Source organism: Variovorax cryoconiti, from assembly GCF_051216395.1.
Classification (GTDB): domain Bacteria; phylum Pseudomonadota; class Gammaproteobacteria; order Burkholderiales; family Burkholderiaceae_C; genus Variovorax.
In genome coordinates this window covers 247,076-260,993 of record NZ_JBPJZI010000005.1, presented here as the reverse complement: position 1 = coordinate 260,993, position 13,918 = coordinate 247,076, and the positions used below count along the sequence as shown (strand labels likewise).

The following is a 13,918-nucleotide window of genomic DNA, read 5'->3' as shown; positions in this document are numbered from 1 at the left end:
TAACCTGTTCAGAGGTGCTGCCCGGTGCCGGGCATCGCTATTGCAACGCGGGGCGATGCAGCATCTCCGATACCTCGACTACGTGGACGCCGTGGCGCGCTGCGGGTCCATCCGCAGTGCGGCAGAAGCGCTCCAGGTGGCCGCCTCGGCGGTCAACCGGCGCATCAAGGAACTCGAGCGCGAGCTGGACACGCCGATCTTCGAGCGCCTGCCCAGCGGCGTGCGCCTGACCGCGGCCGGCGAGCTGTTCGTGGGCTATGCGCGGCGACGGGCCGCCGACCTGGACCACGTGCGCTCCGAAATCGAATCGCTGCGGGGACTGCGGCGCGGCGACGTGTCGATGGCCGTCAGTCAGGCGCTCGCGCCCGCCTTTCTGCCGCGCACCCTGGTCGCCTTCCAGGCGGAACATCCCGGCGTCAGCTTCGCCGTCAAGGTGCTCGACCGCGAACGCGCCGTGCAGGCGCTGCTCGACTTCGAGGTCGATCTGGCGCTGGTGTTCAACCCGCCGCCCGGCCGCGGCGTGCGCATCCTCGCGCAGGCGCGGCAGCGCACCTGTGCCGTGGTCGCGGCCGACCATCCGCTGGCCGGGCACGCCAGCGTACGGCTCAAGGACTGTCTGAAGTACCCGGTCGCGCTGCCCGACGGCAGCCTGTCGGGGCGTGGCGTGATCGACGACCTGCTGGAGAACGCGTCCGAACAGCCCGTCGCGGCGCTGGTCTGCAACTCCTTCGAGATGATGCGCAGCTTTGCCTGCCAGTCCGGCGGCGTCAGTTTCCAGATCGCCCTGGGCGCTGCCGGCGACCCGCGCCTGCGCGCCATCCCGATCGAGGAGCGCAGCCTGCCGGCCAGCCGGCTGGTGCTGATGACGCTGCGCGACCGCGTACTGCCCGTGGCATCGGCGCGCTTCGCCGAACACCTGCGCGGCGAGCTCGTCGCCATGCACCAAGCCTGACCAGGGCCGGCCGTCTTTTTTGGGGCGCCGTTGGCGCCATGCACCGCTTCGGTCGTGCACGCGAGGCGATGCCGGATGGGCACCGGGGCGCTTCGTATTTGATGGAAAGTGAATGCACGCGCTGAACGCGCAAGGTGCGCCGACGTCGCCGTCGTATGCGCCCTGGTGCGCCGATGCTGGCCTGGATGTTGCGCAAGCTTGGCACCCCCATCTCACGGAGTCCTCGATGTCCCTCACCGCTGCCATCCGCCCCTTCGCGCGTGCCGCCACCCTGCTGCTTCTGGGCGCGGCGAGCCTCGCCACCCTGTCGAACGCCTCGGCGCAGGGCAAGGTCGCCCTGCTCCTGCCCGGCTCGATCAACGACCAGAGCTGGAACGCCAGCGGCTATGCCGCGATCGCCAAGATGAAGGCGGCGGGCACCGAGACCGCTTTCTCCGAGAACGTGCAGCCGGCCGACCACATCGAGACGATGAAGGACTACGCACGCCGCGGCTTCAACCCCGTGATCGGCCATTCGGGCCGCTTTCTCTCGGCCGCACAGCGCGTCGGCCCGGAATTCGAGAAGACCACCTTCGTCGTGGGCTCGGGCGGTGCCGGTGCGGGCAAGAACGTGACCTCGGTCGACTATGACAACGCCCAGGTCGGCTACCTCATGGGCGTGCTGGCCGCGCGCATGTCCAAGACCGGCAAGATCGGCTCGGTCAACGGGCTCGAAGGCCTGCCGAACGTCGTGCAGCAGGTGGGCGGCTTCCGCCAGGGCGTGAAGAGCGTCAAGCCGACCGCCGAGGTGCGCGTGATCTACATCAAGGACATGGAAGACGCGGCCATGGCCAAGGAGGCGGCGCTGGCGCTGATCGCCGGCGGTGCCGACTTCGTCTTCGGCAAGCTCAATGCCGCCCAGAGCGGGATCATCCAGGCGGCCAAGGAGAAGAACGTGTTCACCAGCGGCCGCTCGTTCGGCAACGTGGACGCCGCGCCGCAGAACGTGCTGACCGCCATCATCGAGAAGTGGGACGACATGTACGTCGCGGCCGCCGCCGAAGCCCGTGCCGGCACGCTCAAGCCCACGTTGATCACCTACGGCTACGAAGCCAGGAACCCGGGTGCCGAGCTGATGTACAGCAAGGACAAGGCCTATGGCCCGGCCGTGCCGAAGGAGGTCATCGCCGAGATCGACGGCCTGAAGAAGCAGTTCGCCAGCGGGGCCCTGAAGGTCAACGTCGTCAAGGAAGACGCGCGCGGCGGCCTGTGAGCGGCGCGCTGCTGGAGATGCGCGGCATCTCCAAGTCGTACGGCACGGTGCGGGCCAATCGCGGCGTCGACCTGACCGTGATGCCCGCGCAGATCGTCGGCCTGCTCGGCGAGAACGGCTCGGGCAAGAGCACGCTGATGAAGGTGCTCTTCGGCATGGTGCGGCCCGACGAGGGCGGCATCGTCTACGAGGGCCGCGAACTCGACACCGGCAGCCCGAAGGCCGCGCTGCAGGCGGGCATCGCCATGATCCACCAGCATTTCACGCTGGTGGAGGCCATGACGGTGGCCGAGAACCTGATGCTCGGCTGGAGCGGCGCCACCGGCCCCTGGCTTGACCGCCGCGGCGTGGCGGCGCAGGTGCGCGATGCGGCGGCGCGCTACGGGCTGGAGATCGACCCCGACGCGCGGGTCGAGCAGCTCGCGCTCGGCGAGAAGCAGCGGGTTGAGATCCTCAAGGCCATCCTGCGCGGCGCACACCTGCTGATCCTCGACGAGCCCACGTCCATCCTGTCGCCGCCGGAGATCGCGCGGCTGCTCGACTTCCTGCGGCGCTTCCGGGCCGAGGGCCATTCGGTGGTCTTCATCACCCACAAGCTCGGCGAGGTGCTGGCGGTGGCCGACCAGGTGGTGGTGCTGCGCGATGGCCAGGTGGCCGGCACCGCCGCGGTGGCCGGCGCCACGCGGGAGTCGCTGGCGCGGCTGATGGTCGGCCGCGAAACGACCGCCGCGCCACCGGCCGCCGCCACCCCGCCGGGCAGTGTGCGGCTGACGGTGCACGGGCTCGCAGCCCGCGATGCGAGCGGCGTCGAGCGCCTGAAAGACGCCAGCTTCGACCTGCGGGCCGGCGAGATCCTCGCACTGGCCGGCATCGACGGCAACGGCCAGGGTGAACTGGCCGACACGCTCGCGGGCCTGGCACGGCCGACGCGCGGGCAGATCGTGTTCGACGGCATCGACATCACGCGTGGCGGCGCAGCGCAGCGCCTGGCCGCCGGCATCGCCTACATTCCGGCCGACCGCGCCGGCACCAGCCTGGTCCAGGGCATGTCGATCGAGGAGAACCTGATGCTGCGCGACGTGAGCCGGGCGCCCTACTCGCGCTTCGGCCGCATCCACCGCGGCGCGGCGCGCCGGCTGTCGATCGAACGCATGCGCGACTTCGACGTGCGCGCCGCTTCGCCCGACGCTCCCGCAAGAACGCTGTCCGGCGGCAACCAGCAGAAGGTGGCGCTGGCCCGTGAACTGGGCCGCCAGCCCGAGGTCGTCATCGCCTTCCAGCCGACCTGGGGACTCGACCCCGGCGCCACGCAGTTCGTGATCGACCGCCTGCGCCGCCTGCGCGACCAGGGCGCGGCGGTGCTCTACATCTCGTCGGAGCTCGAGGAAGTGCTGGCCGTCGGCGACCGCGTCGGCGTGCTGTCGGAGGGCCGCGTCGTCGACGTGGTGCCGCGCGCGCAGGCCGACCTCGAACGCATCGGGCTGGCGATGGCCGGGGCGCTGCAGGCGGTGAGCCCATGAGCGCGCCAGCGCCAACGACCCGCGCGGCCTGGCGCATTCCCGACCTGCTCGGTGCCACCCGGCGCGCGGGCGCCCTGTGGCGCGCCGCGGCCTCGGTGGGCATGGCCTTCCTGCTCACGGCCATGCTCATCCTGCTGGCGGGCAAGAACCCGCTCACGGCCTACTACCACTTGCTGATGGGTGCGTTCGGCGGCTGGGACCGCGTGGTCGTGGGGCTGAACAAGACGACGCCCTACCTGCTCTGCGCGGTCGGCATCGCGCTGTGCTTTCGCGGCCGGGTCATCAACATCGGCGCCGAAGGGCAACTGGCGCTCGGCGGCGCGGCGGCATCGGCCGTGGCCTTGTTTGCGACGGGCCTGCCGGCCTGGCTGCTGCTGCCGCTGGCGCTGGCCGCCGGGGCCGCTGGCGGTGCGGCCTGGGCCGGGCTGGCCGCGACGATCCGCGTGACGCGCGGCGTGCACGAGGTGCTGGTCACGCTGCTGCTGAACTTCGTCGCCCTGCTGCTGGTGGCCGAACTGCTGCACGGCCGCATGGGCGAGGAAGGCGCGGGCTTCCCGCAGTCGCCGCTGTTCGATGCGGCCGCCTGGCTGCCGAAACTGGTGCCTGGCACCGACCTGCACCTGGGCATCGCCATCGCGGTGGCCGCGGCGCTGGGTGCGAACCATCTGCTGTGGCGCACCACGCTGGGCTTTCGCTGGCGGGTGGTGGGCGCCAGCCTGCCGGCCGCGCGCTATGCCGGCGTGTCGCATGGGCGCGCGGTTTTCGGGCTGATGGGCACGGCTGGCGCGCTGGCCGGCCTGGCGGGCGCCATCGAATGCCTGGGCGTGCACTACCGGCTGATCGAGGGCTTCTCGGCCGGCTTCGGCTTCAACGCGGTGGCCATCGCGCTGATGGGGGCGCTCAACCCGCTCTACGTGCTGCCGTCGGCGCTGTTCTTCGGCTTTCTGGAAACCGGCGCGCTCGCGATGCAGCGGCAGGTCGGCGTGCCCTCGTCCCTGGTGCTGGTCATCCAGGGCCTGACGATGATCTTCGTGCTGTGCGGCATCGGCCGTTCGAGCCACGACAGGACCTGACCCATGGAACCCGCCGTTCTCCTCGACTTCCTGGCAGCCAGCCTGCGCATCGCCACGCCGCTGATCTTCGCCGCGCTCGGCGGCATCCTGTGCGAGCGCAGCGGCACCTTCGCGGTCGGCCTCGAAGGGCAGATGCTGGCTGGCGCCTTTCTGGGTGTGGTGGTGACGCATGCCGCATCGAATGCGGGTGTCGGCCTGGTGGCCAGCGCGCTCGCCGGCATGGCGATGGCGCTGGTCGTGGCGATCGCGACCACGCGCTTTCACACCGAGCACATGGTCACGGGCATCGCCGCGAACATCCTGGCGCTGGGGCTCACCAGTTTCCTGGTCCGGATGATCGCGGGCGGCCGCGAAGGCGGCGCGGCGATCCGCGTGCCGCTGCTGGACGTGTGGTCGGTGCCAGGCCTGTCGAACCTGCCGTGGGTCGGCCCGTTGCTGTTTCGGCAACCGCCGCTCACCTACCTGGCCTTCGCGCTGATCGTGCCGCTGGCGCTGTTCCTCTTTCGAAGCCGCGCCGGCCTCACGCTGCGCGCCGTCGGCGAGAACCCGCTGGCCGCCTTCGCCGCCGGTGCCGACCCCACGCGGGTGCGCATCGCGGCGATCATCGGCGGCGGCGCGCTGGCCGGGCTGGGCGGCGCGGTGCTGTCGCTGCAGCAGGTCGGCACCTTCACCGACGGCATGACCAGCGGCCGCGGCTACTTGGCGCTGGCCGCCATCATCGTCGGCCGCTGGATGCCGGGCGGCAGTGTGCTCGCCTGCCTGCTCTTCGGGGCGGCCGAGGCGCTGTCGCTGCGCGTGCAGGCCTTCAGCCTGCCGGTGTCGTCCTATGTGATCCAGATGACGCCGTACCTCGCGGCACTGGCGATCCTGGCCGGGCTGGGTCGTGGAGCGCGCATGCCCGCGGCGGTCGGCCAGCCCTTCCGCCAGCCGTGACCGGGGGCGCCTGCCCGGTACATTCGGGGCATCGTGCGTCGCTCCTCCGTCCCGCCAACCCCACCCTCGCCACCGCCCCTGCCGACACGTGACGGCGTCGGCCCCAGCACCGTCGGCCTGCCGGCCGGCACCTGGCCGACCATGCTCGACTTTTTCGTGGAGCGCTTTCCGGCCGTGACCGAAGCGTCGTGGCGCGACCGCATGCAGGCGGGCGACGTGGTCGACGACGCCGCCCGACCGATCGGGCCCGACGCGCCGTACCGCGGCCATCAGCGTCTGTACTACTACCGCACGCTCGCCGACGAACCGCGCATTCCCTACGAAGCGCAGGTGCTGTTCCAGGACGCGCATCTGCTGGTCGCCGACAAGCCGCATTTCCTGCCGGTCACGCCCGGTGGCCAGTACGTGCAGGAAACCCTGCTGGTTCGGCTGAAGCGCCAGTTGGGCATCGACACGCTGGTGCCGGTGCACCGCATCGACCGCAGCACGGCGGGCCTGGTGCTCTTCAGCCTCGATCCCGCGACACGGGGCGCCTACCAGGCGCTCTTCGCGGAGCGCCGCGTCGAGAAGTCCTACGAGGCGATCGTGCACTGGCCGGCCGGGCACACGCTGGCACCGGTCCACCGCAGCCGACTCGAGAGCATCAAGGGCAAGATGCCGGTGTGGGAAGCGCCGGGCGAGCCGAACTCGGAAACCCGCTTCGAGCTGCTGGAGATGCGGGGCACCGACCGTGCGCGGCTGCGCCTGTCGCCGGTGACGGGCCGCACGCACCAGCTGCGCGTGCATTGCGCCGCGCTGGGCATGCCCATCGTCAACGACCCGATCTACCCGACGTGGCTGCCGGTGGGCAGCGAGCGCTACGACCAGCCGCTGCAACTGCTCGCCAAGACCCTTGAATTCACCGACCCGCTGAGCGGCACGGCACGCCGCTTCGCGTCGGCGCTGCGGCTCGCAGGCTGACAGCGTCCAGGGCGGGCCGCCGTGCTTTTACCGGCTGCACCCACCCGTCGGACCGACTGCGCCAGAATCGGACGGATGAACCGAGCCCACGCCTTCTCTCTCCGCCCGCTCCTGTACGTCCTGCCGCTCGCCTGCATCCTTGCCGGCTGCGGCACCCAGGCCTACGAAGTCGTCACCTACCCCAATGGCCGGACGCGCGCGCCGAGCACGGCCGATGCCGTGGGCTATTGCCAGCAGAAGGGCCAGACGGCGCAGATCCTTGAACGCGCACCGGGCGAAACCGGCGTCATGTTCCGCTGCATGTGATGGCGCGTCAGGCGTGCCGCTTTGGCGCCGTGGCGTAGAGCCAGAGCCCGAAGGCGATCATCGGCACGCACAGCCACTGGCCCATGCTCATGTTGAGCGCCAAGAGACCGAGGAAGTCGTCGGGCTCGCGGAAGTACTCCGCGATGAAGCGCATTGCGCCGTAGCCGATCAGGAACACGGCCGACACGCGGCGCTCGAGGCGTTCCTTGCGGGCATAGAGCCAGAGAATGACGAAGAGCAGCAGCCCTTCGAGCAGGAACTGGTAGACCTGCGACGGGTGCCGCGGCAGCATCGAGCCGCTCTGCGGGAAGACCATGCCCCACGGCAGGTCGGGGCTGCTGAACCGGCCCCACAGCTCGCCATTGATGAAGTTGCCCACGCGCCCGGCAGCCAGGCCGGTCGGCACGCAGGGCGCGACGAAGTCCATCACCTGCCAGAAGGGCCGTGCACGCGACCTGGCGAACCACACCATCGAGCCGATCACGCCGAGCAGACCACCGTGGAAACTCATGCCGCCCTGCCAGACCATGAAGATCTCGAGCGGATGCGTCAGGTAGTAGCCCGGCTTGTAGAACAGGCAGTAACCGAGGCGCCCGCCGACGATGACACCGAGCACGCCGAGAAAGAGGATGTCCTCCACGTCCTTGCGGCTCCAGACACCCTGCGCGGCAAGCGACCGGTACGGCTCGTGGCCGAGCCGGCGGGTGCCGAGAAAGAAGAAGAGCCCGAAGGCGGCGAGGTAGGTCAGGCCGTACCAATGGATGGCCAGGGGCCCGATCTGCAGCGCGATCGGGTCGATGTGGGGGTACATGAGCATCGGGCGATTGTGCCTATGCCGTGTGCTGCTTCTGCGACGCCGGCGGCAACCCGCGCTCGGCCACGAAAGCGACGAAGCGCGCCAGCGCGGCGTTGTCGGCCGAGGCCGGCCAGACCAGGCTGGTCTCGCAGCGCGGCAGCGGCGCGGCCCTCTGCCGGCGGCCCGTCGGCGCGAAGGCATCGGCGGCGCGGTAGACCACGCCGGTACGCTGGAACTGCGTGACGCTCTCCGGCACCCAGGCCACGCCGAGCCCGCCCCAGACGAGGTTGACGATGGTCTGCATCTGGATCGCCTCCTGCGCCACGGCCGGCGACCGGCCCGCCGCGTGGTACAGCCCGAGGATGGCGTCGTGCAGCGACGGCACGATGCGGCGCGGGAACATCACCAGCGGCTCGGCCAGCACGTCGGCCAGCGCCAGCCGATCGGCGCGCGCCAGCGGGTGCGCGGCCGGCATGGCGAGCACCAGCGGCTCGTCGGCCACCGCCAGGCGCTCCAGGCCGGGCGGTGCGAAGCCGGGGGAGTGCAGCATCAGGCCGGCGTCGATCTCGCCCCGTGCGAAGCCTTCGAGCTGCACGTCGCCGGTGGCCTCGACCAGCTCCAGCGCCACCTCGGGGCAGAGCGCGCGGAACTCGCGCACCCACACCGGCAACCGCTCGAAGCCGATGGTCGAGACGAAGGCCAGGCGCACGCGCCCGACCTCCCCGGCCGCCGCCGCGCGGGCGCGCGCCGGCAGCGCCTGGGCGCGCTCGAGCATGTCGCGCACATCGGGCAGCAGCGCCTCGCCGGCGGGGGTGAGCGCCACACGGCGGCGGGTGCGGTCGAACAGCACGATGCCGAGCGTCTTCTCGAGTTGCGCGATGGCCTGGGTGACAGGCGGCTGCGTCATGTGCAGGCGCTGGGCGGCGCGGCCGAAGTGCAGCTCTTCGGCCACCGCCACGAACTGGCGCCAGGCCCGCAGGTCGATGAGGGTTTCCTTCATAGGCCGAGCATATCAATCGACCCGTCAAAATGGATTGGAAGCAATCAATCAAAGGGCGGATACTGGGCGCCGCTCATCGAAGCCAAGACAACCCCACGAGAAGAGACCCACCATGGCCATCCCACCCCTCCAGATCAACCGCCGCAGCGCCAACATCGTCGAAGGCAAGTCGCGCGCACCCAACCGCTCGATGTACTACGCGATGGGCTACGAAGAGAGCGACTTCAAGAAGCCCATGGTCGGCGTGGCCAACGGCCACAGCACCATCACGCCCTGCAACTCGGGCCTGCAGAAGCTGGCCGACGCGGCCATCGAGGGCATCGAGGAAGCCGGCGGCAACGCGCAGGTGTTCGGCACGCCCACCATCTCCGATGGCATGGCCATGGGCACCGAAGGCATGAAGTACTCGCTGGTCAGCCGCGAAGTCATCAGCGACTGCATCGAGACCTGCGTCGGCGGCCAGTGGATGGACGGCGTGCTGGTGGTCGGTGGCTGCGACAAGAACATGCCCGGCGGCATGATGGGCATGCTGCGCGCCAACGTGCCGGCCATCTACGTCTACGGCGGCACCATCCTCCCCGGCCGCTACAAGGGGCAGGACCTGAACATCGTGAGCGTGTTCGAAGCGGTCGGCCAGAACGCCGCCGGCAACCTGAGCGACGAAGACCTGCTGCAGATCGAGAAGCGCGCCATCCCTGGCACCGGCTCCTGCGGCGGCATGTACACCGCCAACACCATGTCGAGCGCCTTCGAGGCGCTGGGCATGTCGCTGCCCTACTCGTCGACCATGGCGAACCCGCACGACGAGAAGCAGAACTCGGCCAAGGAATCGGCCAAGGTGCTGATCGAGGCGATCAAGAAGGACCTGAAGCCGCGCGACATCGTGACCAAGAAGGCCATCGAGAACGCGGTCGCGGTGATCATGGCCACCGGCGGCTCGACCAACGCGGTGCTGCACTTCCTGGCCATCGCACACACGGCGGAGGTCGACTGGACCATCGACGACTTCGAGCGCATGCGCAAGAAGGTGCCGGTCATCTGTGACCTGAAGCCCAGCGGCAAGTACCTGGCCGTCGACCTGCACAACGCCGGCGGCATCCCGCAGGTGATGAAGGTGCTGCTCAAGGCCGGCCTGCTGCACGGCGACGCGATCACCATCACCGGCCAGACCATCGCCGAAGTGTTGAAGGACGTGCCCGACGTGCCGCGCGCCGACCAGGACGTGATCCGTCCGATCGACAAGCCGATGTACGCGGAAGGTCATCTGGCCATCCTCAAGGGCAACCTGTCGCCCGAAGGCGCGGTCGCCAAGATCACGGGCCTGAAGAACCCGGTCATCACCGGCCCGGCGCGCGTGTTCGACGACGAGCAATCGGCGCTGGCCGCCATCCTGGCCGGCAAGATCAAGGCCGGAGACGTGATGGTGCTGCGCTACCTCGGCCCCAAGGGCGGCCCCGGCATGCCCGAGATGCTGGCACCGACGGGCGCATTGATCGGCGCGGGCCTGGGCGAAAGCGTCGGCCTGATCACCGACGGCCGCTTCTCCGGCGGCACCTGGGGCATGGTGGTCGGCCACGTGGCGCCCGAGGCCTACGCCGGCGGCACCATCGCCTTCGTCAACGAGGGCGACTCGATCACCATCGACGCGCACGAACTGAAGCTGGAACTGAACGTGCCCGAGGCCGAGATCGCCAAGCGCCGCGAAGGCTGGAAGGCGCCGGCACCGCGCTACACGCGTGGCGTGCAGGCGAAGTTCGCGTTCAACGCGTCGAGCGCCAGCTCGGGCGCGGTGCTCGACAAGTACTGATCAACGGCGCTTGTTGCGGTTCGACTTGCTGCTCAGCAACCCCAGGTTGCTGCGCTGGCGGTCGATGCGCGCCTGCTTGCGGGCGTTCTCGCGCTCGATGACCTTGCGCTTGGTGTAACCCGACCAGTCGGCCCAGGCCCACCAGGCCAGCGCCAGTGCGAAGGGGATCAGCACAACCCACCACGACCATTGCGCCACGGGGCCGATCTCAAGGTATTTCAGGAGAGCGCCCAGCACGCCCAGCATCAGGAACCACATTGCGCAACCCTCCGGTGTGTTCTGCGCAAGGGCGTGGGGCCTGGGTGGCCCTGCCTACAATGCGTCGGAAAGAATGTAACCCACCGACCCCACGAAACGCCCCCATGAAAAGAGCATTTCTGCTCGCCCTGCTGAGCCTCGGCGCCGCTGCACCCGCCCTCGCCGACCTGGCGCTGGCCACCTCCAAGAATTGCATGAGCTGCCATGCCGTCGAACGCAAGGTGCTCGGACCGTCGTTCAAGGACATCGCGGCGCGTTACAAGGACAACAAGGCGGCCCCCGACCTGTTGGCCACCAAGATCATGAAGGGCGGCGCCGGCGTCTGGGGACCGGTCCCGATGCCAGCGAACACGCAGGTGAGCGAAGCCGATGCGAAGAAGCTCGCAGCCTGGGTGCTGTCGACCAAGTAGCCGGCCCGCAACGGGCTGAACACTCAGAAGCGCGGTGCCGGCGGCGTGATCACGGTCGGCGAAACCGGTGTGGTCGGCACCACCGCCACCGGTGCGCGCCGGTCCAGCCGGTCTTCGAGCTGTCCGACGTGCGCGGCGAGCGTGTTCTCGAGCTGTTCGACCCGCGCGATCAGCGCCGCGTGACGTTCCGCGTTGCGGCTCATGTGGGTGTTCTCCTGGGCTTCCAGGAAATTGCGCAGCTCGGTGAAACGCGACGCCTCGGCCTTGTCGGCGAGGTCGCGCTGGACCTGCATTTCCTTGGTGTGCCGGCGCGTCTCCAGCAGCACCGAACCCTGCAGGTAGACCACGTAGGCGACGAAGAGGACGCCCAGCAGCACCGTCAGCCCCAGCATGATCATGCCCAGCGGCGCGGTGACCTGCATGAAGCCCAGCGACATCAGTGTCGGCGTGGCGAGCGTGCCCCAGTTGAGCGCCGCGAGTGCGGCGATGACCAGCACCACGAAAAGCAGGATGCCTGTTCTTATACCCATGTGATTCTCCCGAAGACCGTTGTGTCGAAGGAGCGGTTGTAGCGCATCGGTGCCGGTGCCCCTGTCGGACACCGACGCCGCGCGTGGACGGCCTTCTTCAGAACGCCTTGCCGAGCTGATCGAGGATGGCCGGGTTCTCGAGCGTCGAGGTGTCCTGCGTGATCGCCTCGCCCTTGGCGATCGAGCGCAACAGCCGGCGCATGATCTTGCCGCTGCGCGTCTTGGGCAGGTTCTCGCCGAAGCGGATGTCCTTGGGCTTGGCGATCGGGCCGATCTCCTTGGCGACCCAGTTGCGCAGCTCGGTCGCGATCTTCTTCGCCTCTTCGTCGCTGGTCGGACGGCCGCGCTTGAGCACGACGAAGGCGCAGACCGCCTCGCCGGTCACGTCGTCGGGCCGGCCCACCACCGCAGCCTCGGCCACCAGGTCGGTCTTGGCGACCAGGGCCGACTCGATCTCCATCGTGCCCAGGCGATGGCCCGACACGTTGAGCACGTCGTCGATGCGCCCGGTGATTCGGAAGTAGCCGCGGTCCTCGCTGCGCACCGCACCGTCGCCGGCGAGGTAGATCGTGCCGCCCATTTCTTCGGGGAAATAGCTCTTCTTGAAGCGCTCCGGGTCGTTCCAGATGGTGCGGATCATCGAAGGCCACGGCCGCTTGATGACCAGCATGCCGCCCGCGCCGTTGGGCAGGTCTTTGCCGGTCTCGTCGACGATGGCCGCGGCGATGCCCGGCAGCGGCAGCGTGCAGGAGCCCGGCACCAGCGGCGTCGCGCCCGGCAGCGGCGTGATCACGTGGCCGCCGGTCTCGGTCTGCCAGAAGGTGTCGACGATCGGACATTTCTCGTGGCCGATGTTTCGGTGGTACCACATCCAGGCTTCCGGATTGATCGGCTCGCCGACCGACCCGAGGATGCGCAAGCTCGACAGATCCCAGTTCTTCGGATGCACTTTTTCGTCGGATTCCGCCGCCTTGATGAGCGAACGGATCGCCGTCGGCGCCGTGTAGAAGATGCTGACCTTGTGCTTCTCGATCATCTGCCAGAAGCGGCCCGCATGCGGGAAAGTGGGCACGCCCTCGAAGATCACCTGTGTGGCGCCGGCCGCGAGCGGACCGTAGGCGACATAGGTGTGGCCGGTGATCCAGCCGATGTCGGCCGTGCACCAGAAGACGTCGTCGGGCCGCAGGTCGAAGGTCCAGTCCATCGTGAGCTTGGCCCACAGCAGGTAGCCGCCGGTGGCGTGCTGCACGCCCTTGGGCTTGCCGGTCGAGCCCGAGGTGTAGAGGATGAAGAGCGGATGCTCGGCGCCCACCGGCTCGGGCACGCATTCGTCCTGCCCCTCGATGGCGCTGAGCACCTCGGTGAAGCTCTTGTCGCGGCCTTCGACGCGCTGCCAGTCGCTCAGCGTGCGCTCGTAGACCAGCACGCTCCTGATGGATTCGCAGCCGCCCATCGCGATGCCGTCGTCGACGATCGCTTTCAGCGGCAGTTCCTTGCCGCCGCGCAATTGGTAGCTGGCGGTGATCACCGCCACCGCGCCGGCGTCGATGATGCGTTCCTGCAAGGCCTTGGCCGAAAAGCCGCCGAACACCACGCTGTGCGTCGCACCGATGCGCGCGCAGGCCTGCATCGCGATCACGCCTTCGATGGTCATCGGCATGTAGATGATGACGCGGTCGCCCTTCTGTATTCCCTCGGCCTTGAGCGCGTTGGCGAAGCGGCTCACGCGCGTGAGCAAGTCGCGGTAGCTGATGGTGGTGACGGCGCCGTCGTCGGCCTCGAAGACGATCGCGGTCTTGTGCTCGACCGGCGTGCCCATGTGCTTGTCGAGGCAGTTGGCCGACGCGTTGAGCTCGCCGTCGTCGAACCAGGTGTAGAACGGCGCGTTCGACTCGTCGAGCGTGCGGGTGAAGGGCTTGGTCCAGGCCAGGTTCTCGCGGGCCAGGCGGGTCCAGAAGGCGTCGGGCGTCTTCTCGGCCTCGGCGCACAGCGCCTCATAGGCCGCCATGCCGCTGATTCGGGCGCCGCGCTCGGCGTCTGCGGAAGGCGGGAATACCCGGTTCTCGACCAGGACGGATTCGATGTTCGATGCTTGGCTCATTGTTGTCTCCTGCCAGGGTG

Annotated in this window: 14 protein-coding genes; 9 read left to right on the top strand and 5 right to left on the bottom strand. The window is 69.2% G+C overall.

What is annotated here, in order from left to right:
* The first annotated feature begins 55 nt into the window (after positions 1-55).
* From ACSFA2_RS15040 to ACSFA2_RS15010, 7 genes are all read left to right on the top strand, one after another.
* The gene (locus ACSFA2_RS15040) at positions 56-952 is read left to right on the top strand and encodes a LysR family transcriptional regulator (protein WP_435456113.1); all 897 of its coding nucleotides are present in this window, start codon (positions 56-58) and stop codon (positions 950-952) included.
* Between the two features lie 226 nt (positions 953-1,178).
* Positions 1,179-2,204 carry a BMP family protein gene (locus ACSFA2_RS15035; RefSeq protein ID WP_435456112.1) on the top strand — a complete coding sequence of 342 codons (1,026 nt, stop codon included), beginning with the start codon at positions 1,179-1,181 and terminating at the stop codon, positions 2,202-2,204.
* Positions 2,201-3,724, top strand: a complete 1,524-nt coding sequence (locus ACSFA2_RS15030) for an ABC transporter ATP-binding protein (RefSeq protein WP_435456111.1) — start codon at positions 2,201-2,203, stop codon at positions 3,722-3,724. The genes ACSFA2_RS15035 and ACSFA2_RS15030 overlap by 4 nt, the downstream gene beginning before the upstream one ends.
* Positions 3,721-4,797 carry an ABC transporter permease gene (locus ACSFA2_RS15025; protein WP_435456110.1) on the top strand — a complete coding sequence of 359 codons (1,077 nt, stop codon included), beginning with the start codon at positions 3,721-3,723 and terminating at the stop codon, positions 4,795-4,797. The genes ACSFA2_RS15030 and ACSFA2_RS15025 overlap by 4 nt, the downstream gene beginning before the upstream one ends.
* Before the next feature lie 3 nt (positions 4,798-4,800).
* Entirely contained in the window at positions 4,801-5,730 is a 930-nt protein-coding gene (locus ACSFA2_RS15020) for an ABC transporter permease (protein ID WP_435456109.1), read from the top strand.
* A gap of 141 nt (positions 5,731-5,871) precedes the next feature.
* The gene (locus ACSFA2_RS15015; RefSeq protein WP_435456108.1) at positions 5,872-6,690 is read left to right on the top strand and encodes a pseudouridine synthase; all 819 of its coding nucleotides are present in this window, start codon (positions 5,872-5,874) and stop codon (positions 6,688-6,690) included.
* A gap of 75 nt (positions 6,691-6,765) precedes the next feature.
* On the top strand, positions 6,766-6,996 hold the full coding sequence (locus ACSFA2_RS15010; RefSeq protein WP_435456107.1) for a hypothetical protein: 231 nt from the start codon (positions 6,766-6,768) through the stop codon (positions 6,994-6,996).
* A 7-nt stretch (positions 6,997-7,003) separates the two neighbouring features.
* On the opposite strand, the gene lgt is transcribed toward ACSFA2_RS15010, so the two are convergent.
* Positions 7,004-7,813 carry a prolipoprotein diacylglyceryl transferase gene (lgt, locus tag ACSFA2_RS15005; protein ID WP_435456106.1) on the bottom strand — a complete coding sequence of 270 codons (810 nt, stop codon included), beginning with the start codon at positions 7,811-7,813 and terminating at the stop codon, positions 7,004-7,006.
* 13 nt (positions 7,814-7,826) lie between these two features.
* Positions 7,827-8,792 carry a LysR family transcriptional regulator gene (locus ACSFA2_RS15000; RefSeq protein WP_435456105.1) on the bottom strand — a complete coding sequence of 322 codons (966 nt, stop codon included), beginning with the start codon at positions 8,790-8,792 and terminating at the stop codon, positions 7,827-7,829.
* Between the two features lie 112 nt (positions 8,793-8,904).
* Here ACSFA2_RS15000 and ilvD point away from each other — a divergent pair, with 112 nt between their 5' ends.
* Positions 8,905-10,599: a dihydroxy-acid dehydratase gene (ilvD, locus tag ACSFA2_RS14995; RefSeq protein ID WP_435456104.1), complete on the top strand. Its 1,695-nt coding sequence runs from the start codon at positions 8,905-8,907 to the stop codon at positions 10,597-10,599.
* Here the strand turns inward: ilvD and ACSFA2_RS14990 are convergent, their stop codons facing one another.
* Positions 10,600-10,857, bottom strand: coding sequence for a TIGR04438 family Trp-rich protein (locus tag ACSFA2_RS14990; protein ID WP_435456103.1), 258 nt, complete (start codon positions 10,855-10,857; stop codon positions 10,600-10,602).
* Between the two features lie 104 nt (positions 10,858-10,961).
* On the opposite strand from ACSFA2_RS14990, the gene ACSFA2_RS14985 reads away from it, so the two are divergent.
* Positions 10,962-11,267 carry a c-type cytochrome gene (locus tag ACSFA2_RS14985; RefSeq protein ID WP_435456102.1) on the top strand — a complete coding sequence of 102 codons (306 nt, stop codon included), beginning with the start codon at positions 10,962-10,964 and terminating at the stop codon, positions 11,265-11,267.
* A 23-nt stretch (positions 11,268-11,290) separates the two neighbouring features.
* Here the strand turns inward: ACSFA2_RS14985 and ACSFA2_RS14980 are convergent, their stop codons facing one another.
* Positions 11,291-11,797, bottom strand: a complete 507-nt coding sequence (locus ACSFA2_RS14980) for a LapA family protein (RefSeq protein ID WP_435456101.1) — start codon at positions 11,795-11,797, stop codon at positions 11,291-11,293.
* A 97-nt stretch (positions 11,798-11,894) separates the two neighbouring features.
* Positions 11,895-13,898, bottom strand: a complete 2,004-nt coding sequence (gene acs, locus ACSFA2_RS14975; RefSeq protein ID WP_435456100.1) for an acetate--CoA ligase — start codon at positions 13,896-13,898, stop codon at positions 11,895-11,897.
* Between the last annotated feature and the right edge of the window lie 20 nt (positions 13,899-13,918).

What these genes read in the sequence shown, in the direction of transcription:
- ACSFA2_RS15040 (WP_435456113.1), top strand. Translation starts at nt 56, where the DNA reads ATGCAGCATCTCCGATACCTCGACTACGTGGACGCCGTGGCGCGCTGC.
- ACSFA2_RS15035 (WP_435456112.1), top strand. Translation starts at nt 1,179, where the DNA reads ATGTCCCTCACCGCTGCCATCCGCCCCTTCGCGCGTGCCGCCACCCTG.
- ACSFA2_RS15025 (WP_435456110.1), top strand. Translation starts at nt 3,721, where the DNA reads ATGAGCGCGCCAGCGCCAACGACCCGCGCGGCCTGGCGCATTCCCGAC.
- ACSFA2_RS15020 (WP_435456109.1), top strand. Translation starts at nt 4,801, where the DNA reads ATGGAACCCGCCGTTCTCCTCGACTTCCTGGCAGCCAGCCTGCGCATC.
- ACSFA2_RS15015 (WP_435456108.1), top strand. Translation starts at nt 5,872, where the DNA reads ATGCTCGACTTTTTCGTGGAGCGCTTTCCGGCCGTGACCGAAGCGTCG.
- ACSFA2_RS15010 (WP_435456107.1), top strand. Translation starts at nt 6,766, where the DNA reads ATGAACCGAGCCCACGCCTTCTCTCTCCGCCCGCTCCTGTACGTCCTG.
- lgt (WP_435456106.1), bottom strand. Translation starts at nt 7,813, where the DNA reads ATGCTCATGTACCCCCACATCGACCCGATCGCGCTGCAGATCGGGCCC.
- ACSFA2_RS15000 (WP_435456105.1), bottom strand. Translation starts at nt 8,792, where the DNA reads ATGAAGGAAACCCTCATCGACCTGCGGGCCTGGCGCCAGTTCGTGGCG.
- ilvD (WP_435456104.1), top strand. Translation starts at nt 8,905, where the DNA reads ATGGCCATCCCACCCCTCCAGATCAACCGCCGCAGCGCCAACATCGTC.
- ACSFA2_RS14990 (WP_435456103.1), bottom strand. Translation starts at nt 10,857, where the DNA reads ATGTGGTTCCTGATGCTGGGCGTGCTGGGCGCTCTCCTGAAATACCTT.
- ACSFA2_RS14985 (WP_435456102.1), top strand. Translation starts at nt 10,962, where the DNA reads ATGAAAAGAGCATTTCTGCTCGCCCTGCTGAGCCTCGGCGCCGCTGCA.
- ACSFA2_RS14980 (WP_435456101.1), bottom strand. Translation starts at nt 11,797, where the DNA reads ATGGGTATAAGAACAGGCATCCTGCTTTTCGTGGTGCTGGTCATCGCC.
- acs (WP_435456100.1), bottom strand. Translation starts at nt 13,898, where the DNA reads ATGAGCCAAGCATCGAACATCGAATCCGTCCTGGTCGAGAACCGGGTA.